This window comes from Microcoleus sp. MON2_D5 (genome assembly GCF_036701905.1).
Taxonomy (GTDB): Bacteria; Cyanobacteriota; Cyanobacteriia; order Cyanobacteriales; family Microcoleaceae; genus Microcoleus.
The window spans coordinates 89813-111055 of record NZ_JAUBRM010000007.1 but is presented as its reverse complement, the minus strand read 5'-3'; the positions used below and the strand labels follow the sequence as shown (position 1 = coordinate 111055).

Below are 21243 nucleotides of genomic sequence, written 5' to 3'. Positions count from 1 at the left end.
GCACCCTACTAACTTAACAGCCAGAGAGAGGACTTCAGTCATCACTGCGAACAAAGGAATGATTAATCATCCACTCCTTCAATCGGCGCAAAACCCTGCCGCTGAATATTTTCGGTTATGGTGCGGGGTTCGAGGAATTGCAGCAAATAATCCGGGCCACCAGCTTTAGAACCAACTCCCGAAAGTTTGAATCCTCCAAAAGGTTGGCGCGATACGACAGCGCCGGTAATTCCGCGATTGATGTACAGGTTTCCGACTTCAAAATCCGATGCGGCTCGATCGATATGTGAAGGCGTGCGAGAATACAATCCGCCGGTTAAAGCAAAATTCGTACCGTTAGCAATAACAATCGCTTCGCTGAAATTTTTTGCCCGCATCACCGACAAAACCGGGCCGAAAATTTCTTCTTGGGCGATAGTTGCTGTCGGGGATACTTCCGTAACAATGACTGGGCCGACAAAATAACCGGTTTCCGGTGCCGGCATTTCTAAAGCTATTTTAGCTTCGGCCCGACCTTTTTCGATGTATTCGCGGATGCGCGAATGGGCATTGGCATCGATCACAGGGCCAACTTGAGTGCCGGGATTTTCTGCTGGGCCGACATTGAGCGATCGCGTCGCTTCTACCAATCTTGCCACAAAATTATCGTACACCGATTCGACTACAATTACTCGCGAACAAGCGGAACATTTTTGGCCGCTGTATCCAAATGCCGAATAAACTACGCCTGCAACTGCTTGGTCTAAATCCGCACTTTCATCGACAATAATTGCATTCTTGCCACCCATTTCCGCAATTACTCGTTTCAGGTGTTTTTGTCCCGGCTGCAAAATCGCAGCATCGGCATAAATCTGACAGCCCACTTCCTGAGAACCGGTGAAAGTAATCATGTGAACGTCAGGATGTTTCACCATGTAAGCGCCCACGGTTGAACCTTTGCAAGGCACGTATTGAAATACGCCTTTGGGAATGCCAGCTTCGAGCAAAATTTCTGTAATTTTTGCTGCAATTACTGAGGAAACTTCCGCAGGTTTGAGCAAAGTACAATTACCTGCAACCAGCGATGCAACTGTCATGCCGACAGGAATTGCGAGGGGGAAATTCCAAGGCGAAATGATTAAAGAAATGCCGCGCGGCTGATAGCTGTAGCGGTTAGTTTCTCCGGGAATGTCGTAATTTTTCCCTTGTTCTAACCGTTCCATTTCGTCGGCGTAGTAGCGGCAAAAATCTATAGCTTCGGAAACTTCGGCATCGCATTCTCTGACGGGTTTGCCGACTTCAAACACCATCCAAGCTGACAGTTCGTGCCGCCGCTGTTCCATCAACTCAGCGGCTTTGCGGAGGACGCCTGCGCGCTGGCGGACGGGGGTTTTCCGCCAACTGGTAGAGGCTGATTTTGCTGCTTCAAGGGCTTGTTTGGCCTGTTCTTCGGAAAGCAATCCGATTTTGCCGACTACTTCTGTGGGATTGGAAGGGTTGAGGGAATTAACTGTTGCTTCAGTATTTTGGTACTCGCCATTGATTAGGGGTAAATAGGTTTTACCTAAGTTAACCCGCACTGATTTGATGGCTGTTTCTGCTTGTTGCCGCAATTTGGTATTGGCGTAGTCTGTATCGGCAACGTTGGGAAATACTTTGCTGTAAACTAGCTGGCCATTTCCGTTAGCAACGGGCGCGGCTAACAATTGTTCGATCGGCATTTCTTCGGAACTTTGCCGGATGAAAGAACTGTTGGCGGTATTTTCCAGCAAACGGCGGATCAAATAAGCCATTCCCGGCAGCAAATCGCCGTAGGGGCAGTAGACTCGGACGCGATAACCCCGATCGACCAAAAGCTTAGCCAATTTGTCGCCCATGCCGTACAGCACTTGCATTTCAAAGCCGCGGCGCGGTATATTGAGAGTTTCGGCAATGGCGATCGCCCTGGCTTGCGATCGCACATTATGACTGCCAATAGCTGCATACAAATATTCGTGATTTTCTAGCAGCAACTGCGTCATCTGCTCGAAATTTGCATCGGTAGTAACTTTGTCATTGTAGACCGGCTGTGGCCAATCTTTCTGCATCGCTTTGATAGTTTCCTGATCCCAGTAAGCGCCTTTTACCAGCCGCACTGTTACCGGATTTCCGCGTTTTTTTGCCCAGGAAATCAGGTTTTGCAAATCTTGGGCACTGTCGCGCAAATATGCTTGCAATGTAATTCCAATATCCGTGCGACTGCGAAACTCTTCCTCTAACAATAAGTCTTTGAGAATTGTCAGAGTTAAACTTTTGTAAGCATACTGTTCCATATCGAAATGAACAGCCGCGCCCAATTCCTTCGCGCGGCGCAGTAACAGGCGAATTCTCTCGCTTACTTTTTCCTCGCTACCTTTAGCATCCAACGGGTCAAACTGAGAATAAAAAGCCGTTAACTTTACCGATACTTGCACTCGCGGCAGAGTTTCGCCGTCAGCTTTGTCAATTGCATCTACCTGGGGCCAATTCTTAGCTGCATTGGCGAGTTCAGCCATCAATTCCAAATAGCGGTTAAGATAAATTTGCGCCTCAGTTTCAGTGATGACAGCTTCCCCCAAAAGGTCAACTGTAAAACCCATTTTATCTTTGCGAAGCCGCTCTAAGGTTTTAATTACCTGCTTGATATTTTCCCCAGAAATATACTTGTGCGCCAAAGTTTCCACAGCAGGCGCAACCGTCGTCGCAGCCAATTGACCCGGAACCGAATCAGGGCTAGCAAAGTTGAGCAATTTTTTCAATGCTTCGGGCAATTCTACCTCTTGGGCGGTCAGGTATTCTTGCAAGTGGCGGGCAATTTCCGGCCTGCTGCGGAGAGCCGGCAAACAGTCAATAAATCGAAACAACTGCACCCGCAGTCCGGGGCTAGCCATCGCCCAATCCATCAGTTTGTCGTCCCAGCGCATTTGGTCTTGGAGTTGACCGAAAAAAGAGCGCTTTTTCTCTTGAGTTGCCCGCAGGATTTCTGTGGCAATTTCTTGAGTTTTTGCTTCGTAGATGCTTGGAGATATTTGTGCAACCATTGGTAATTAGTAATGGGTAATTTGTAATTGGCAACCAGGGCGGGTTTATGTATTGTGTAACTACCCCCTGATACAATTATAGTTGCTATTTAACTTCAATTTTAACTTGGTAGTTTGCTTGGCGATCGCCTGAAATTTCAATAGTATAATCGCCGCTACTGGCTAGTTGACCTTGCCACTGACCTGTGCTGTCAGCAGTACCTAAATTTTCACCGTTAGGAGCAATAATTGCTGCGCTAACTTGACCTTCTTGAACATTTATTGTCATGCTTTGGCCGCTATTGCACTCTAGTAAGTAGCGCCTGGATATGTTGGCTCGCAAACTATTGCTCAGAGTAGTTCCCGTAGCACCAGCTTGAAAGTAAACTCGCTCGGTTACAGGGGTTTCAACCACAGCGGGAGAAGGAGAAGGAGAAGGCAACAGCAACGGCGACGGTGACGGCGAAGCAAGTTGGGGAACGCCAGACACAGAGGGTATTTGAGTGGGACGGGGCGAGGGATAGATTGTGGCGGGCAGTCGAGTTCCAGGTGCTGGGGGAAGTCCGGGCCGACGGTTGGCGGGCGCTGTTACGACAGGGGGAGGGCTTTCGGGAAGGGGTACGTCAGCGGGTAGTTTGATTTGAAGGTTCGCTCTTTCCTGATACATTCTCCACGCTAGCAAACTGCCGACACTAAGGACAGAACCGACTAACATTCCGCTGAGAAAAACTGCTAAGATTTGCCAGGATCGAGCTGGTTTTGGTTCGGGGTTGGCAGTTGGAATTGTTGGAGGCGGATAACTTGCAAGTTGAGTTGTTGCCGGCGCGCTATCGGCGGCAATTGGAATTGTTTCGGCCTCGTCGATTGGCGCTGAAATATCTTTGGGCGCGACAATTTCTGCGGGAGTTCCTGGGGGTGCGGAAGTTGAATCGCCACTGGCAATTTCAGTGCGTTCGAACTCATCGCTGGCAGTGGAAATTGTTTCCGGTTGCTGAGTCAAAATTTGTTTTTTTTCCTGTTCGTCGCTCATGGGGCTAAATTTATTTTACAAAGACCGCTTTTAGACATTTTACGTTACTGGTGCGATCGCCTGCACTGAAATTATCTAGCAGAAGCAAGAAGGCACGACACGGATTTTGACACGGATACACGGATTAATTATCAAGGGTTAGGCAAAAGTTAGAATGAAGATTGTTCATCTGCATACAAACCTGCCATGATATTAGTCTATATTGTTCAAATTAATTACTGCTTCAATCTCGTCAGGAAATGCTTCTGCATAAGCCCAGGCATTTTTCAAGTCGCTAGCACTAAGATGCGGATAATCTTCTAAAAGTTGAGCATCAGTTGCACCTAATCGACGAGACTCTACCAATCCCCAAACAGAAATTCTAGTCCCGGCAATCCTGGCATTACCGCCGACTACACCGGGAGTTTTTTCAATTCCCTGCCAGGTGTTAGCTAAACTTTGAGCTAATATCTGTATTGCTTGAGCTTTCTCGGGCGGAGTCAGGGAAAGCAGTTGCGGTTCTAATTCTTTTAGTGTCATAGTTAATTAGGGGTTTGACTGTTGGGAATGTCGTATCTATCTTATAGCGATGATCTTTTTACTGATAAGAATAAACAAGTGAATTAATTTCCTATAAAGCTAAGGCTAATGCGGTGTTGGTACATCGAAATCGTTAAAGGATAGAACATTATAAGATGTGCCTGCTAAAGCTCTGACTAGCTTTTGGTCGAGAGTTAGCAAAGGCGCGTCAACTTGCTGTGAAAGAGCAACGTAACTGCCATCATAAGCAGAAATTCCATAATTTAAGGCGATGTTTGTTGCATCTAAAATCAGTTCAGCAGTAGATACTGCACGCAAGGATAAAGCTCTAAGATTAGCTAAATCTGTTGGAACATCGGCAGCAGCGTAAAGTCCAGCACGGACATACTTCCAGATAATATTTGCACACTCAATATAAAACAGATCGGGTACAAATATTTCAGTCTGTGGAATTTCAAGATGGGTAAACAATTGAACGACTTTAGATGAGAGCGGATCGGGGATAAATTGCTTAATCCCCACGCTAGCATCGACTACGCACCTCACAGGATTGGTCATCGGTCGCGATCCTCTCTAATTAAAGCGGTACTATCTAGTATCATCCCCATATTCGCCGGACGAGACTCGCGACGGCGGCTGATTTCTGCCAATAGTTCTGTTACAGACTTTTTACCTTTTCCTGAGAGGGGTTTTGTCTCTGTTGACAACTCGGCTTCTAAAATGGCGATCGCAAAGGCGCTAATCGAGCGGTTTTGAGCCGCGGCTAACTCTTGCAGTCTCGCGTACAATTCCTCTGGTATATTTTCTATTTGCAGGGTAGCCATCTGTTAAACTCCTAGCATAGTTTTCCTAAATATTAGCATAGGCAGGCGGGTTTAAGAGATAGTTACTTTTAAATATAGATTGTTGGTAAAACCCACCCATTGTATTTTTCAAGAGGTATCTTGCGATTTACTGTTGGTTGGGGGCGGGTTTATGAGATTGTTAGTTACAGGCGCGTATTGTTGGTGGAACCCGCACCTACAATTTCCCAATTTCCCATTCCCCATTCCCCATTCCTAATTACCAATTACCCATTAGTAATTATTAGGCAAAGACTGCCAAAAAGGCCGCTCTTCTGGCTTCCTCACAGTATTCGTCGCCGACTGCACGTTTCCTTTTAATTCTTGATAATACCTGTCATCCAGAAAACTAACGCTGACGCCAGCAGGAAGCAGCAGTTGGCGCAATCTTTCCTGAGTGTAATCTACACCGTCAATCATTGGCCCGCGCGGATTTGAAACTAACAACTTGCCGTTAACTGGCACCGAATTGACCATATTCGGCCACCACGCATAACCGCTGTAGCCAAACATCACCGGAACTTGAATAATTTGGTCGTCTCCGAGTAAAAACTCTCTTTTCAACTTCTCTATAATCGGATTAAGTTTCTGATTTTGCAAATAGAGATTGTGTTGAATTAAAGCACGGTTTTTCAAGGCGGCGCTGACAGTTGTTTGAGTGCTCAAACCACGATTGAGCGTCACATCGCCGTAACCTCTTCCCTCCAATTCTTCCAACAGCTTAACTCCGGCTTCGGGACTGGCGATCGCCATTACATATTGTCCGGGAGTTTGAGTGGGAATAAAATTGATAATTTCATCGACTTGGCGAGTCAAAAGCCAAGAAGTATCAATATCCACTGGCGGCCCTTGAATTCTTTGAGCTTGAATAAAATTAAGTACCTCTGGATTAAAACTAGCATTTCCCGAATTCCCGTAATAAACTCGACCCATTGGGTGTCCGGGAATCGGCGGTGTCACCTGCAAATTGCCGTATCCGTCAGACCACTGACTTACAGGGTCTAAAGAACGAGGATTGCCAATTTTAAATACTTTCAAATCCCGGTCTTGATTTGATTTAACAGGCGGGTTTTTCTCTGGTTCGCTATTGCTTTTTATGGCGACCTTAAACTGGCGTATATCCGATTTTTCGGGGAGTTGAACGTATCCGTTTTTCTGGGTATCTTGCATCCAAGTGCGATCGCCCTGGATAATTTTTACTTGAGCGCCCGTGGGTTCTACTGCTTGTTTTAGCTGCGAGATAAATTCGCTGTTTACCGAGCCTCTGTCGCTGACCTGAACTTCGGTTACTGGTGCTGTGTTGGGCGCTATCATCCAAGGACTAACGCCCATTTGGATTGTTGTGGAGGCAATTTCTTGGCCGTTGTTTTGGGCAGTTGCTTTGAGATTAACAGTGCCGTTCCAATTGCGATCGGCAAATTGTTTGGCTTCCACACCTAAAACAATATTCGTGCTGAAAACTAAAGGTTTAGCACCGGATATATCTACAGGTTGCCAGCCGTCGCCCGTCTTCTGAAAAACGCTGATGTGAGGGCTAGCAATGCTGTCAGCAGTGATAAATAACTGAGAGGTTTTGAAGTTTTCAGACAGTGTTAAGTTAACTTGAGAAAGCATTGCTGCACGGCGGGGAGCGCTAACTTTGGTTTGTTTCCAAGTCGGTATCTTGCCGCGCTCGTTATTGCGATCGTTAAATAAAATTAGCGCGCCCTTGGACAAAGACCATTGTTCTTTTCCGGCTTCGTCTTGCTCGTTAATTTGGCCATCTCTGTTGGTATCTCCAGCAAAGAAAAAGTTCGGCGGCGGCGATGCAGCCGGCGTAACTGGGGCGGGAGTAGGTGTTGCAGTTGATTCAGGAGTTGGTTGAGAAGTTGCTTGCTGATTTCTCTCTAACTCTTGTGTTTCAAGTTCTTGTCTGGCTAATTCTTGTCTGGCTAACTCTTGTCTTTCAAGTTCTTTTCGGGCTAACTCTTGCCTTTCAAGTTCTTGTCTTTCAAGTTCTTTTCGGGCTAATTCTTGCCTTTCAAGTTCTTGTTTTTCAAGCTCTTTTCTGGCTAATTCTTGCCTTTCAAGTTCTTTTCGGGCTAACTCTTGCCTTTGGAATTCTTGCCTTTCAAGTTCTTTCCTGGCTAATTCTTGCCTTTCAAGTTCTTGTCTTTCAAGCTCTTTTCTGGCTAATTCTTGCCTTTCAAGTTCTTTCCTGGCTAATTCTTGCCTTTGGAATTCTTGCCTTTCTAGTTCTTTTCTAGCCCGGTCTTTTTTCTCTTGCTCTTTTCTCTCTAATTCTCGACGAGCAAATTCTTTTTTCTCTTGCTCTTGGCGGGCTCGCTCTCTTATCTCTTCTTCCTCGGCTCTAACTTTCTCAACAGAACGTGCAACTTGCATTTCATAGGTAGCGACACTGAGGTTTCCTTGGTATTCGATGGTTTTGTCGATCGCCCCATCTGCCAAAAAAGAATCGTGAGGAATGAGTCGCAGCGTATTGATAGCCAACTGCCACAGCCGCTGGGACTGTTCCCAAGTAGCAGAAGAAGGATTAGAAGTGCGTCCAATTAAGACTGCTTGGGCGGCTAATTTAGCAGCATCGTCCCAATTATATTTGGCTCTTTCTTCTATTTGAATCTGACTTTGAACGTTTTGGAGTTGCTGCGTCAGAGTTTGAGATTGCTGACGGTGGATTGCTGATTTCCAAAGTTCTGCCGGAAACGGGGCGCTGTCGGGAGTTTTGGCAAGGTTATCTAATTGTACTTTCAGCCGATCGCGCAATTTGTAGAGTTCGGAAAGGGATTGCGGAGTTTCGCGCTCTGGCTGTCGCGCAGAGAGTGCGAGTTGGTAGTTTAAGGAAGGTTGAGCCAGTGTTGTGGGGACTGCAACCCAAATAATACCGATGACCACACCGAAACCATTGACGATCGCGATCGCAATATATTTAACCAAGCGCATATAGTTTATCCTCAGACACGCCAATAATTTTACCTAATCTGGGGAGCAATGGGGGATTTATTTATAAGGACTTACGCATGGCGGCCCAGAAACCGGGTTTTTTAATAAAATACTTCGTTGCTGCAGACTGATTCGGTAAAAACCCGGTTTCTTTGATCAGAGTGCGTAAGTTGTGAATAGGCAAATTCGCGCCATGTTTTAGGCTTCCTCATTTCTAGCGATCGCTGCTTCAATTTCCTCTGGGTGTGCCTCAGCATAAGCCCAAGCATTCGCCAAATCCGCTGCATTCAAATGAGGAAAATATTGCAAAATCCGCACATCCTTTGCACCCAGAAGGCGATAATTTACTAGCGACCAAATAGGTATGCGAGTCTTGGCAATTCTAGCATCGCCGCCGCACACGCCCGCAGTTTTCTCGATTCTTTGCCAAGTATTGCTTAAACTTTGAACTAATAGCTGTATTGCCTGAGTTTTTTCACCGGGAGTTAAGGCCAGTAGTTGTTTTTTTAATTCTTTCAGTGTCATTGTTTACGATCTCATCAACTTTACTCTATGGGGAAGCCAGGAATCAGTTGCTCGATTTCTACCATCAGTTGCATGGTTTCTTTGAGCGCAACCACCACCTTTTGATAGTGCAGTACATCATCAAAGGATAAAGTGCGTTTGGCTTTCTTACGGTCTTTGAGCCATTTGTCCAACACCTGATAACCGCCAATTTTAAACTCCCAAACTTCGGGGGCGATGCCTTCAAAATAGCGGGTTTTGTTGATATAAACTCGTTGTTCTGCGGGCTTATAGGTAACTTCGGTAACGGCATTGTCACCATCGCCACTCATTTTAGTAATCAGCTTATTCAGCTTTTTTGATTTCATCAAGTGCAGGTCTACCAATGCCTGACCTTTTGCACCCAAGTCTTTGAATAGCTGATCGTTACTGGTTAACGGCACACGAGGAAAGTCGATTTTGAGAAACTCGGCCTAGCGTTGGCGATAGGTGGGACTGTGGAAGATGGCGTATATGTAGTAAAAGATGGCTTCTGGTGTGGGAATGTAGCCAAGTTTTTCTTGGATTGCATTCAGAAACTTTGGAACTAGATTTGTAGTTTTTTCTGCAAACAAACTACCCTGAGCATTCCGCTCATCAGGGTATATGTAGAGAGGAAATAGATAGGTTCGCTCTCGTGTAGCCACTGAAACTGTGCAGTCCGTTACAGGATATTTAGTACAAAAGATATGTCTAAACTCACCATTAACCTGGCGAGTTGTACATAAGCTCAAGTTCTCTTCTACGAGAAGGTGACGTGTAACCTCACTTCTTGGAAGTTCGACTACATCTTCGTGGTGATAATAAGCTCTCCAGTCAAACGGGCGATACAGGCATTGTGTAAAATAGTTTTCCCAATCAGGGTTTGATTTGAGCGATCGTCGTCTTTGGCTTAATTTCCAATCTCTCGTATCTTGAATCTCATAGGTCTTGCTAATTTCTTGATCTGAAATGCTTAAGTCTCTAAATTTATCTATTCGCGTGCGGAGTTCTGATAAATCCAAATCAAATACGAAATGATCTCGATGACTTTTGACCCCTGTTGAGTTAACTGGCATAATTTCGGTAATTTTCCAGCCTGTATTATATTCTGCTAGTGAGTCGGTATTTTGATCACTGAATAAATAGAAGGGTAAGTGAGGTGCGATTGCTTTCCAATTAATGTCATCAATACAACTTTGATTCAAAATCTCATATTTAGTCGCTCGATTTCCCCATAAGTCAGCATGATGAACCTTAGCTGCACCTGTCTTTCCAGGCTCTTTAATAAAAATTCCAATACTAACACCCTGCTGAATATCAAAGACATTTTGATCGGGTGAACCATCAGGACAAATTTCTTTTTTCTTAGAATTACCGTGTAAATCCAAGAGATAGATATCTGTAAATGTTTGCATCAAGTTCTGACGCATTCCTCTAAACGTTGGATTATCCAGATAACCATGATTGGTAATGAACGCTAAAACGCCATAACCTGTTTCGCTAACTCGCCACTGACCAAACCGAATGAATTTTACATAATCATCTTGCAAATACTTAGAATTTTGTTCTCCTAGCGGTAAACCGTTCACGTAGTAGTAATCGCGAACTAAACCAGCGATCCACTCGCTTTTATTTGCCGAATGTCCTGAATAGGGCGGATTGCCCAACACCACCATCACAGGTATATCTCGTTTTACCGTCGAAGCTTCATTTGCTTCCTGTGCGACAAACTGACCAAACAAAATCTCTGACTTTTTCAGTGCTTCATCCAGCGTATTGGTGAGGTAAATGCCTAATCGTTGTTTGCCCTTAAATTTGTAACCAAGTTCCTGAAGTTCTAGCCCTAGCTTCAGGTGAGCAATGGCATAGGGAGCCATCAATAACTCAAAGCCAAATAATCGATTCAGCAAATTATCTCGCACATAGCTATCCCACTGATTCGCCATGCCAATTTCTTCTAAATTGCGGTAAATTTGCTTCACCACCTCATACAAAAACGTACCCGTACCCGTTGCAGGATCGAGAATTTGCACTTTCGGCTTTTGTGTTATTGGATCTTTGGCATTATCAGCTAACCCCAATGGCAAATCGAAGCGGTCTTTGAGAATAGCATCAACCGATCGCACAATAAACGACACCACAGGTTCCGGTGTGTAATAAACCCCTCGACTCTTTCGCAAAGCCGCATTATACGCCGCCAGAAACGTCTCATAAAAATGTACAACCGGGTCTTCTTGACGAGTGCGCTGCCCAAAGTTTTCGAGAATGCTACCCATATCAACCTGAGACAGCAATTGCACCAAATCGTCGATCGCCCAATCGATCTGACTGACTGCATCCGTTTCGACGATCGTATTAAACAATCGCTTCAAAAATGGGTTTGTTGCTGGAATATAGGTGCCCGCTGTGCGCCGAGTAAACGCTTCACCCCCTGGGTTTTGAGCATGACCAACTCTTGCCGCAAATAACCCATAAGAAATCGTCTGAGCATACATATCAGCAAAATCAGCATCATTCAAATCGGGCAACAACACCTCACTAAAGCCCTGCTTCAGTTGATGCAATTCGCCGTCTTTCCTTTCTCCATCCAGCGCAGTTGTTGTTGCTAACCGGATTGCCTTCGTCAACCTCGCCATCTGTCGCGCCAGGTCTTCAGGACTGCTGATAATCTCGCCTGTATAGTTGAGAAATTGATCCAGCAAAGCCGCAATCTTTTCTGTAGCTCTTGCTTGCAGCTTATTCTCACTACGGTCTGCTAAAATTTCCTTCTGCCTGCGCTTCCCATTCACATACCAGCGAAACTCTAAATAATTGGTCAATACTAGATTCGGAAACGCTTCTATATACCGCTGTAATTGCTCCGATTTTTCTATCTGATCCAGGTCTAGCCCAACGTCTTTGGCTTCTACATAACCCACCAGTAGTTCCCGCCGCCTTACGGTAAAGTCTGGAATCCCTGCCTTGTTGCCTTTTTCTTCAATGACGGCATCAATGCCCTTGTCTGAGTCATCCAGCAAACCTTTCAGCGCTGGATAATGGCTGCGCTCGCTACCTTTTTGCAGGTTATTTTGAATCGACTTGAGGTAAGCATCAAAAGATATAGACGGCATTGAATCAGTTTCCTGGTTTAGTTTGGTTTTCCCCCCTCTGCCATTGTTAGTTTAACCGTAAATGAATCAACCTGCATGGTGTTGCCTCAAACAACTTAGCAGGAATTTATCTGTGCGGTGCTGATGGTGTAGCAGTCGATCGCACTGAAGCAGAAAAATGGTTTCAAACAGCCAGAGAACAAGGATTTTTACATACACCGATCTCCAGCGATTACTTGAACCAAACTATCATCGCATAAAACGATCGCCCCCAAAACAAACTCACAACCAAATCAAAACAAAAAACCCGGTTTATCCAAAAAACCGGGTTTAATTATCTGCGTTAATCCGCGTTAATCCGCGTTTATCTGCGGTTAAAAAATCCTACAACTGCTTCACTTCAGAAACCAATTTGGCAACCACATCCTTAGCGCTACCAAACAACATCATCGTCTTATCCTTGTAGAACAACTCATTATCTACACCGGAAAAACCAGCACTCATCCCGCGCTTAATCACGATCGTATGCTTGGCCTTATCAACCTCCAAAATCGGCATCCCGTAAATCGGGCTCGCCGTATCGTGGCGCGCCGCCGGATTCACTACATCGTTAGCCCCGATTACCAAAGCCACATCAGTTTCGTCAAACTGCGGATTGATATCGTCCATATCGTACAACTGCGGATAAGGCACGTTTGCTTCCGCCAGCAGCACATTCATGTGCCCCGGCATCCGCCCAGCCACCGGGTGAATCGCGTATTTCACGTCAACACCCATTTTTTCCAAACCGTCGGCTAACTCGCGCACCGCGTGCTGTGCTTGCGCTACAGCCATTCCGTAACCGGGAATAATTACAACCGATCGCGCATAACCCAACATCATCGCACTTTCTTCGAGATTGATGCTGCGAACAGTTTTGTCAGTAGCACCAGCAGCCCCAGCAGCACCCGCAGCACTACCGCCACCGCTACCAAAGGCGCTAAACAGCACACTAGAAAGCGATCGATTCATCCCTTTGCACATGATTTGCGTCAAAATAATCCCCGACGCGCCCACCAATGCACCAGCGATAATCAGCATATTGTTCATCAAAATGAACCCAGCCACACTCGCCGCAATCCCCGAATAAGAGTTAAGCAGCGACACCACCACCGGCATATCGCCACCGCCAATCGGGAGCACAAACATGATGCCCAAAATATTGGAAATCGCCACCAAAGCCAGGAATACCGGCACATTCTCCGGGTTAAACAGCATATAACCGCTGCCGGCTAAAAGTGCGATCGCCAGCATGGCATTAAACGGCTGTTGCAGCGGAAACGTCATGGGCGCACCAGGTAGCAATTCTTGCAGTTTCGCAAACGCCACAAGGCTACCAGTGAAAGTAATTCCGCCAATCAACACACCCAAAAGGATCGTGATTGTCGCATCAGGCGCAGGCGATTCCGGGATGCTGAGATAGCGCCAGAATTCGCCCACAGCAACGAGTGCAGAAGCCGCGCCCCCGAAACCGTTAAGCAAACCCACCATCTGCGGCATATCCGTCATCGCCACGGTATTCGCCATAATCGTTCCCAAAATGGAACCGACGATAATTCCGACAGCAATCAATTCGTAGCTGACTACTTGCTTTTCCAGCAACGTACCGACGATCGCAATTAACATCCCGATCGCAGCTAACACATTCCCTTGACGCGCGGTTGCAGGGGAACCCAACTGTTTCAAACCGATAATAAATAAAGATGCGGCAACTAAATAACCTAGTTGAATGCCACTGGGCAGAAAATCGCTCACGCTTTAACCTCTTTTTTCTTGAACATTTGCAGCATTCGATCGGTTACTAAGAAACCGCCGACTACGTTAATTGTGGCCAGGGCGATCGCGATCGTCCCCAAAATCGAAGTAACAGTCACATTGCCTTGGCCAGAAATCAGAATTGCACCTAAAACCGCAATTCCCGAAATTGCATTCGAGCCCGACATCAAAGGTGTGTGCAGCGTCGGCGGGACTTTATTAATTACTTCAAATCCCACAAACGACGCCAGAGTAAACACCACTAAACCTGCAATCAATCCTTCTGCCATAACAATTGGTAATTGGTAATTGGAAATAACTCGTTCCCGGTTGCGTCCGCCAGGGAATGAATTCCCTGGCTAATAGCCCAAGTCCTCTTAAGAGGACTAATAGACCTCTCCAATAATTCTTGTGGAACAGGCAAGATGCCTGTTCAAAAAAGCCTTTTTTGGAGATATTTAATCAGTTCTTCAGTCCTCTTAAGAGGACTTTAGCTTTGAGGCAGGGGTTTCAACCCTTGCCGGACTTTGCCTCATAACGACAGAATCTAACTGACGGCTGAAGCCTGAGCTGCCAAAGCATCGCGAACTCGCTGGTTGCTAATCTCACCGTCGCGGGCAACGCAAGCACCAGCGATGATATCGTCTTCAAAATTCAAATTGAGCTCCTTATCTTTCACCATCAACTGAAGTAAAGAGGAGATATTCTTCGAGTAAGTTTCGCTAGCGTGTACCGGCATCGACGAGGGCACATTAATCGGGCCGATGACATTAACGCCGTTCCATTCAACATCTTTCCCCGCTTCCGTGCATTCGCAATTGCCGCCTTGTTCGCCCGCGAGGTCAACAATTACCGAGCCGGGCTTCATTTGAGAAACCATTTCTCTAGTAACTAAAATAGGTGCTTTTCTGCCGGGAACTTGAGCGGTTGTAATCACTGCATCGGAAGCGCTGACGTGTTGGGTGAGCACTTGGCGGGTGTATTCTTTGGCGGCTTCTGATAATTCTTTAGCGTAGCCTCCGGCGGCGACGGTTTCTTCCTTGAGTTCGACATCAAGGAATTTAGCGCCCAAACTTTGCACTTGTTCTTTTGTTTCCGGGCGGATGTCGAAAGCTTCGACTACAGCACCCAAACGGCGCGCCGTGGCGATCGCCTGTAAGCCAGCAACGCCCACACCCATTACCAATACTTTCGCGGGGCGAATTGTACCCGCCGCCGTTGTCAGCATCGGAAAATATTTCGGTAAAGCTGCGGCTGCGATCAGTACCGCTTTGTAACCGGCGACGTTACCCTGAGATGACAGTGCATCCATGCTTTGAGCGCGGCTGGTGCGCGGGATCATTTCCATGCTGAATGCCGTTACTTGGCGATCGGCTAAACGCTGCACTAAAGCTGGATCTCCCAGAGGATTCAAAAATCCGATGAAAACGCCTCCTTCCCGGAGTTGATGAACTTCTGATTCTTGCAGGGCCCCGATTTTCACGACGACATCGGCTTCGCCCCACAGCCTAGCTGTATCGGCGACAACCTGAGCTCCCGCTTCTTCGTAAGCAATATCCGAGAAAAAGGATTGTGCGCCGGCACCGGCCTCAACCCAAACTTCGACGCCCTGTTTGACTAATCTGGCTACGGCGTCGGGTACTAAAGCCACCCGGCGTTCTCCTGCTGCTATTTCTTTTGCGATCGCTAATTTCATACACTCTCCTTATTTAAGCCTTCCTAGGACGGTTGAAACCGCGCCTACACAGACAAAACCTGCCTCCGCAGGTTTCTTGAAGTGCGATTTTTAATCGCCCGATGCCTTGCTTTACATTGAAGCAGCCGTTCCCCTAAACTTCTCTCGTTGATACTAAAGCCGATCGCCCAAATTCGACCCGTATCTTTAACTTATCTTATACATTCAAATTCGCTAAATTGTTAAGTTTGCCACCGATTATGATATAATTTTATGTCGCCTACTTATGTAGTTTGAATGTCTGTTATCAGTATTACGCAAAAATTACGCAAAAAAAAGTGACCTCAGCCGCCGGTCGCTCGCCCTCATCAAATTGCTGAGACATTCGATATTATTGTAGGCACGATCGCAAATTTCGGGCGAGCAATATTTAAGGTTCACCAAGAGTTTAATTAGAGGAGTTGTTATGCGACGATTATTTTCAGCACTAGCGGTTACAGGTTGCTTGGTGGCTGGATTGCCCGCCATCAGTTTAGCCCAGTCGATGCCAGGATTGACGATTTTCGGCGGCCCCGAGCGGGCCAACCAATTAAGCTATCGCTTGGATTACGGTACAGCCGGGATGAGCGGCGATAGATATCGGCTGCGAATTCCTTCCAAAAAAGTAAGTTTGGCGATCGCCCAACTGAACATATCCTATCCAGACTACTACAAAGGCGAATTTGACCAAAAAGACATTAAAGTGCGCGTCAAAGACAAAACAATAGAATTGCAAGAAGTAATCTGGGACAAAGAAAATCGATTCATAGAAATTTATCCCAAAGAACCAATTGCCGCCGGCAACAATGTTGAGGTTGTACTCTCCAACGTCAGAAACCCATCTCCCGGCGGAATGTACCATTTCAACGTCCGCATCCGCACCCCCGGTGACGTTCCCTTGCTGCGTTATCTCGGTACTTGGCTGTTGAGCATTAATTGAGGGAAGGATTCGGGGAAGGAATTTCTCGTTAGTCAAGCGATCGCGACAGAAAAATTAAATGTGGCGATCGTTTTGCTGCGGGCAAAAATTTAACAATACTCAAATCCGGGTTTTCGGGAGCTGTAAAATAGAACTTTCGGCTCATATCGCAATTCTCAATGATTCGTAATAATGAGTCTAGGGGCAGTCCCTCGATGGTTGCCCTTCGCTAATTAGGGGTAAGCCCAGGGGCGCTACCCCTAAAAAATGTTTACAAATCAAATAGGATTGCTCTAGCCGTAATCTCGCATGAATCTACTAGCAAAAATCAAAACTATACAAATTCCTCCAGCGCTGCGATCGAGAAATTATCGCCTGTTTTTTGCAGGACAAGGCCTCTCACTGATTGGCAGTTGGATGACGCAAGTCGCTACTGTTTGGCTTGTATACAATTTGAGCGATTCACCTTGGATGCTCGGCGTGGTGGGATTTACAAGTCAAATCCCCACATTAATTTTACTGCCTTTTGCAGGAGTTTTAATCGATCGCTGGAACCGCCACCGAGTGATAATTGCCACTCAAATATTAGCAATGGTTCAATCCTTAGCGCTCGCATTTTTAGCGCTAACAGGAGTCGTTAACATTTGGCAGATCCTGGTACTGAGTTTCTTCCAAGGCGCAATTAATGCCTTTGACGCGCCGGCACGGCAAGCTTTTGTGCCGGAACTTGTAGAAAAGAAAGAAGATTTAGCAAATGCGATCGCCCTCAACGCTTCGATGTTCAACGGCGCCCGACTAATCGGCCCAGCAATTGCAGGTTTGCTGATAGCTACAGTCGGCCCAAGTTATTGCTTTCTCATTGACGGACTCAGCTACATTGCTGTAATTGCAGGCTTATTAGCGATGCAGATCAAAGCCCGTAAAATTGCCGCAACTAATACCAAACCCTTACAAAGATTAAAAGAAGGATTCGTTTATGCCTTCGGGTTTCCCCCGATTCGAGCAATTTTACTGCTATTAGCTTTAGTCAGTTTTGCCGGAATGTCGCACACAGTATTAGTCCCAATTTTTGCCACCAAAATTCTGCAAGGCGACGCACAAACCCTCGGCTTTTTGATGGCTGCTTCAGGAGTAGGAGCCTTTGGCGGGGCGATTTATTTGATTTCGCGCAAAAGTGTAGTTGGCCTCGGCAAATGGATTGCGATTTCACCGGCAATTATGGGATGTGGACTGATAGGTTTTGGTTTGTCCCGCGTCTTGTGGGTGTCATTAATCATGATGTTGTTTGTGGGGTTTGGTTTCATTTTGCAATTTGCAGGAGGAAACACATTTTTGCAAACAATTGTGGAAGACGACAAACGCGGAAGAGTGATGAGCATATACACGATGGCATTTTTTGGAGTGACACCGTTTGGGAATTTAGTTGCTGGGGGATTGGCAAATTATATCGGCTCTCCCAATACAGTCATCCTTGGAGGTATAATTTGTGTTTTAGGCTCCATAGTTTTTACCAAACAGTTGCCAGCTTTAAAAAACTTAGTCCGGCCACTTTATCAAAAAATGGGTTTAATTCCGCAGTAGCGATTTAGCGTAAAAGCACAAATGCCAACATTAAACAACATTCCCAAAGCTAATATCTGACTGTATCTCTAGCAATCCTCAGCAATTTGTAAACTTCTCTCTTTCCCTCTTCTCTTCTCTTTCTCTGCGCCCTCTGCGCCCTCTGCGGTTAAAACATCCAAATTAATTACGCAAGCAGAGGTTAAACCAAGCCAATACAAGTGCAATCGCATCTCTCAGAGAGATTCAAGCAGCTTTAGGCGCAACTTTAGAAAAAGGTTCTGGGATTTCTACCGCGTATCTAGTCGCAGAATATATTTTTTAGTTTGTTCACCATTCTTGTTGGGCTTCTGCTTCTGCTTGGATTAAATTTTGCCGCAGTTGCACCCAATTTATTTGATGAGAGGGCAAGTCTTCGATGAGCTTTCCGCGCTGTAAATGCAGAATTCGGGTGCTAAATTGCTCGGCTAATTCTAATTGGTGGTTTACCATTACAATTGTGGTTGTGCCGTTTGTTAGCTGTGTCAATACTTGCAAAAGGTGGGCGGCTTTTCCTGCGTCTAGGGCGGATGTGGGCTCGTCTAAAAGCAAGATTTTTGGTTGCAGGATGATGCCGCGGGCGATCGCCACGAGCTGTTTTTGGCCTGTGGAAAGCTGCAATTCAGTGCGATTGAGCCATTCTTGGGGTATGTGCAGTTGTTCGATCGCGCCGCTAATTCTCTCAGCAATGTTTGATGAAGTCACGCCCCGCAGCTTCAAAGGATAAGCCAATGCTTCTCGCACCGACATTCCCAAAAGCTTGGATTCTTGCAGGATGAGGGTGATTTGTTTGCGGAGTTCGATCGCAGGTATTTGGCGATATTCTGTATTTTCCAGATAAATCGAGCCGCTGGTGGGAGTGCTGAGCCGATTTAGCAACCGCAACAGCGTTGTTTTCCCCGCACCTGAAGGGCCAACAATTGCCACGCGAGAGCCCTTGTGTACCTGAAATGATATATTTTCCAACAAATGACTTGAGGCGATCGGTGTTTTCAAGCTTACACCGTCAATTCGCAGTTGAGGATTTGTTTCTGTATTATTGTCTGAATAATTAGGCATTTAATTAATTAAAAATATGACCTTCGTGGAACGGGCATCTTGCCCGTTCTTAAGGCAGGCAAGATGCCCACTCCCCAATCCAACTCACTCTTTGTGGAACGGGCATCTTGCCCGTTCTTAAGGCAGGCAAGATGCCCGCCCCAGCAACTCCAACTCAAACTTTTACAGCTTTTTCTAAAGGAAAACCCAGCTTTTCGCGCTGTTCCAAATAAAGCTGAGCAACTCGCCGCGCCAAATTGCGAATTTTGGTGATGTAGCGGGTTCTTTCCGTTACCGAAATCACACCTCTAGCGTCGAGCAAATTGAAAGTGTGAGAACATTTTAGCACATAATCAAGACTAGGCAAAACCAATCCTTTTTTTGTCAATTGTTCGGCTTCTTGCTCGTACAATCCAAATAGAGTAAACAGCAATTCGGGATTGGAAGCTTCAAAGTTATAAGTACACTGTTCTATTTCTCCTTGCAGGTGAACGTCGCCGTAAGTGATGCCATCTTTCCACTGAATTTTCGTCATCGCATCGACTTCTTGGAGATACATTGCTAGGCGTTCTAGTCCGTAGGTAATTTCAATGGATACCGGGCGACAGTCAATGCTACCGCACTGTTGAAAGTAGGTAAATTGGGTGATTTCCATGCCGTCGAGCCAGACTTCCCAGCCGACGCCCCAAGCTCCGAGGGTGGGCGATTCCCAGTTGTCTTCTACGAAGCGAATGTCGTGGTCTTCAGGGCTAATTCCTAATGCTCTGAGGGAGTCTAAATAGATGTCTTGGATGTTGGGAGGAGAGGGTTTAATTAAAACTTGATATTGATAGTAATGTTGGAAGCGGTTGGGATTTTCGCCGTAGCGTCCGTCGGTGGGGCGGCGACAGGGTTCGATGTAGGCGACTGACCAAGGTTCGGGGCCGATTGCTCTGAGAAAGGTGTGGGGATTCATGGTTCCTGCACCTTTTTCTGTGTCGTAGGATTGGGCGATCAGGCATCCTCGATCGCTCCAGAATTTGTTTAAGGTGGCAATGACTGATTGAAAGTTCACTGGTTTAAATATGGCTAGTATGTGTCTCAACTTATTTAAGCATACTAGGAGTGGCGGATTTATGGCGATCGAGCCTACCTACACTCTCCAGCAACTTACAATGATAAAGATACTTTTACAATTTCCAGAAATCACCTTGGTTGTAGGGAAAATATTCTAATCACCACCAGAGAGACCTAAGATGACCGATAACCTATCCCTGCCTAACATCGAAGAAGCGGATACCCTGCTGTCAGAACTCCTTCAAGAGGTGCAAAAGTGGGAAGGCACCCTGGCTGCAGGGACAAAACTTGGCACAAGTGCAGCAGCCGTTGAGAGTCTATTGAAAACTCAGGTCAGCTTTGGCAATCCGCAAGATACGTTGACCTTACTGACAGAGGAAACATTTAAAGGAAGTGGGACTGAATTAATCGGCATCTATAAACAGCAGATGCAGACTCAGTATGATTTTTATTACATGACACTAACAGTGGATTTGCGTCCCAAACCGGGCGCTCAATTCTGGCGGTTAACCTGTCAGCTCGATTTCCACCCTAAAGGTGAAAATGAGCCAATTATTCAGAGCATTTTCCCTAATCAGAAGTGGCGAACTATAATGAATTTTGGGGTTGGCACAGACATCGAGTTGAATGGCAACCTCGAATGGAGTGCTGAAGTAGACAGCGCTTCGCTAGGTGAACTTACAAACCTGCTTCCGGGTGAGCTGAAAACAAATGCAGCAAATAAGAATGAACTCAAAGCATTTCTGGTGCTTCCTGAATATAAATACGAACTGAGTCATAGTGAGATTACTGCCGTAGGTGAGGGGAGTTCCACTTGTTTTTGGCGCATCCAAGACCAGGAAATTCAAAAAGTCGGAACAGCAAAATTTGCAGTAGTTTTCAAAGTGCCTAAAGGAACAGAATCGATTAATTTGCGAGGGATTGCCTGGGCCGAACCTAATATGAACTGGTTGGCTGCCGATGTGCGTGATGTGTTTAGCGAATTATCAGATCGGTTCAAGAATCTATTGCGGCGTAAAGATGAAGCTGCGATTCAGTTGGCTCGAATTGCAAATGAAGAATGGTCGCTAATTCTACCTAAAGCAACTATTCCGAGCTAGAAAATCAGGTAGCAATTCATTATTTTATCATATCAATGACAAAAGCTTACTGGACTTATCG

At 46.0% G+C, this 21243-nt stretch carries 15 protein-coding genes and 1 pseudogene; 3 read left to right on the top strand and 13 right to left on the bottom strand.

All coding sequences use genetic code 11. The features are described 5' to 3' along the window. Positions 1–62: 62 nt before the first annotated feature. From pruA to QUA47_RS04420, 11 genes and pseudogenes are all read right to left on the bottom strand, one after another. A complete protein-coding gene (gene pruA / locus QUA47_RS04470; protein WP_333429864.1) occupies positions 63–3038 on the bottom strand; it encodes an L-glutamate gamma-semialdehyde dehydrogenase in 2976 nt (991 codons plus the stop codon). 85 nt (positions 3039–3123) lie between these two features. Further along, the gene (locus tag QUA47_RS04465) at positions 3124–4047 is read right to left on the bottom strand and encodes a hypothetical protein (protein WP_333429863.1); all 924 of its coding nucleotides are present in this window, start codon (positions 4045–4047) and stop codon (positions 3124–3126) included. 192 nt (positions 4048–4239) lie between these two features. Beyond that, positions 4240–4566, bottom strand: coding sequence for a DUF433 domain-containing protein (locus QUA47_RS04460; RefSeq protein ID WP_333324707.1), 327 nt, complete (start codon positions 4564–4566; stop codon positions 4240–4242). Positions 4567–4671: 105 nt separating this feature from the next. Then, positions 4672–5124 (bottom strand): type II toxin-antitoxin system VapC family toxin, encoded by a 453-nt coding sequence (locus QUA47_RS04455; protein WP_333026972.1) that lies wholly within the window; start codon positions 5122–5124, stop codon positions 4672–4674. Continuing rightward, positions 5121–5390 carry a FitA-like ribbon-helix-helix domain-containing protein gene (locus tag QUA47_RS04450; RefSeq protein ID WP_190740363.1) on the bottom strand — a complete coding sequence of 90 codons (270 nt, stop codon included), beginning with the start codon at positions 5388–5390 and terminating at the stop codon, positions 5121–5123. Before QUA47_RS04450 ends, QUA47_RS04455 begins: the two co-directional genes overlap by 4 nt. A gap of 252 nt (positions 5391–5642) precedes the next feature. After that, the gene (locus tag QUA47_RS04445; RefSeq protein WP_333429862.1) at positions 5643–8348 is read right to left on the bottom strand and encodes a protein-arginine deiminase family protein; all 2706 of its coding nucleotides are present in this window, start codon (positions 8346–8348) and stop codon (positions 5643–5645) included. Between the two features lie 198 nt (positions 8349–8546). After that, positions 8547–8873, bottom strand: a complete 327-nt coding sequence (locus QUA47_RS04440; protein ID WP_333429861.1) for a DUF433 domain-containing protein — start codon at positions 8871–8873, stop codon at positions 8547–8549. A 20-nt stretch (positions 8874–8893) separates the two neighbouring features. After that, a pseudogene (locus tag QUA47_RS04435) lies at positions 8894–11149 on the bottom strand (type ISP restriction/modification enzyme). Between the two features lie 1197 nt (positions 11150–12346). Next, on the bottom strand, positions 12347–13756 hold the full coding sequence (locus QUA47_RS04430; protein ID WP_333429860.1) for an NAD(P)(+) transhydrogenase (Re/Si-specific) subunit beta: 1410 nt from the start codon (positions 13754–13756) through the stop codon (positions 12347–12349). Next, positions 13753–14046, bottom strand: a complete 294-nt coding sequence (locus QUA47_RS04425; RefSeq protein ID WP_006633295.1) for an NAD(P) transhydrogenase subunit alpha — start codon at positions 14044–14046, stop codon at positions 13753–13755. Before QUA47_RS04425 ends, QUA47_RS04430 begins: the two co-directional genes overlap by 4 nt. A 257-nt stretch (positions 14047–14303) precedes the next feature. Then, a complete protein-coding gene (locus QUA47_RS04420; protein ID WP_333403280.1) occupies positions 14304–15452 on the bottom strand; it encodes a Re/Si-specific NAD(P)(+) transhydrogenase subunit alpha in 1149 nt (382 codons plus the stop codon). A 445-nt stretch (positions 15453–15897) separates the two neighbouring features. Here QUA47_RS04420 and QUA47_RS04415 point away from each other — a divergent pair, with 445 nt between their 5' ends. Continuing rightward, on the top strand, positions 15898–16410 hold the full coding sequence (locus QUA47_RS04415) for a DUF2808 domain-containing protein (protein ID WP_190738368.1): 513 nt from the start codon (positions 15898–15900) through the stop codon (positions 16408–16410). A gap of 288 nt (positions 16411–16698) precedes the next feature. After that, a complete protein-coding gene (locus QUA47_RS04410; RefSeq protein ID WP_333429859.1) occupies positions 16699–17970 on the top strand; it encodes an MFS transporter in 1272 nt (423 codons plus the stop codon). Between the two features lie 309 nt (positions 17971–18279). On the opposite strand, the gene QUA47_RS04405 is transcribed toward QUA47_RS04410, so the two are convergent. Next, positions 18280–19047 (bottom strand): ATP-binding cassette domain-containing protein, encoded by a 768-nt coding sequence (locus tag QUA47_RS04405; RefSeq protein ID WP_333429858.1) that lies wholly within the window; start codon positions 19045–19047, stop codon positions 18280–18282. 154 nt (positions 19048–19201) lie between these two features. Continuing rightward, complete coding sequence (gene glyQ, locus QUA47_RS04400) at positions 19202–20080, bottom strand: glycine--tRNA ligase subunit alpha (protein WP_190660228.1); 879 nt, start codon at positions 20078–20080, stop codon at positions 19202–19204. A gap of 250 nt (positions 20081–20330) precedes the next feature. On the opposite strand from glyQ, the gene QUA47_RS04395 reads away from it, so the two are divergent. Continuing rightward, complete coding sequence (locus QUA47_RS04395) at positions 20331–21182, top strand: hypothetical protein (RefSeq protein ID WP_333429857.1); 852 nt, start codon at positions 20331–20333, stop codon at positions 21180–21182. The last annotated feature ends 61 nt before the right edge of the window (positions 21183–21243 follow it).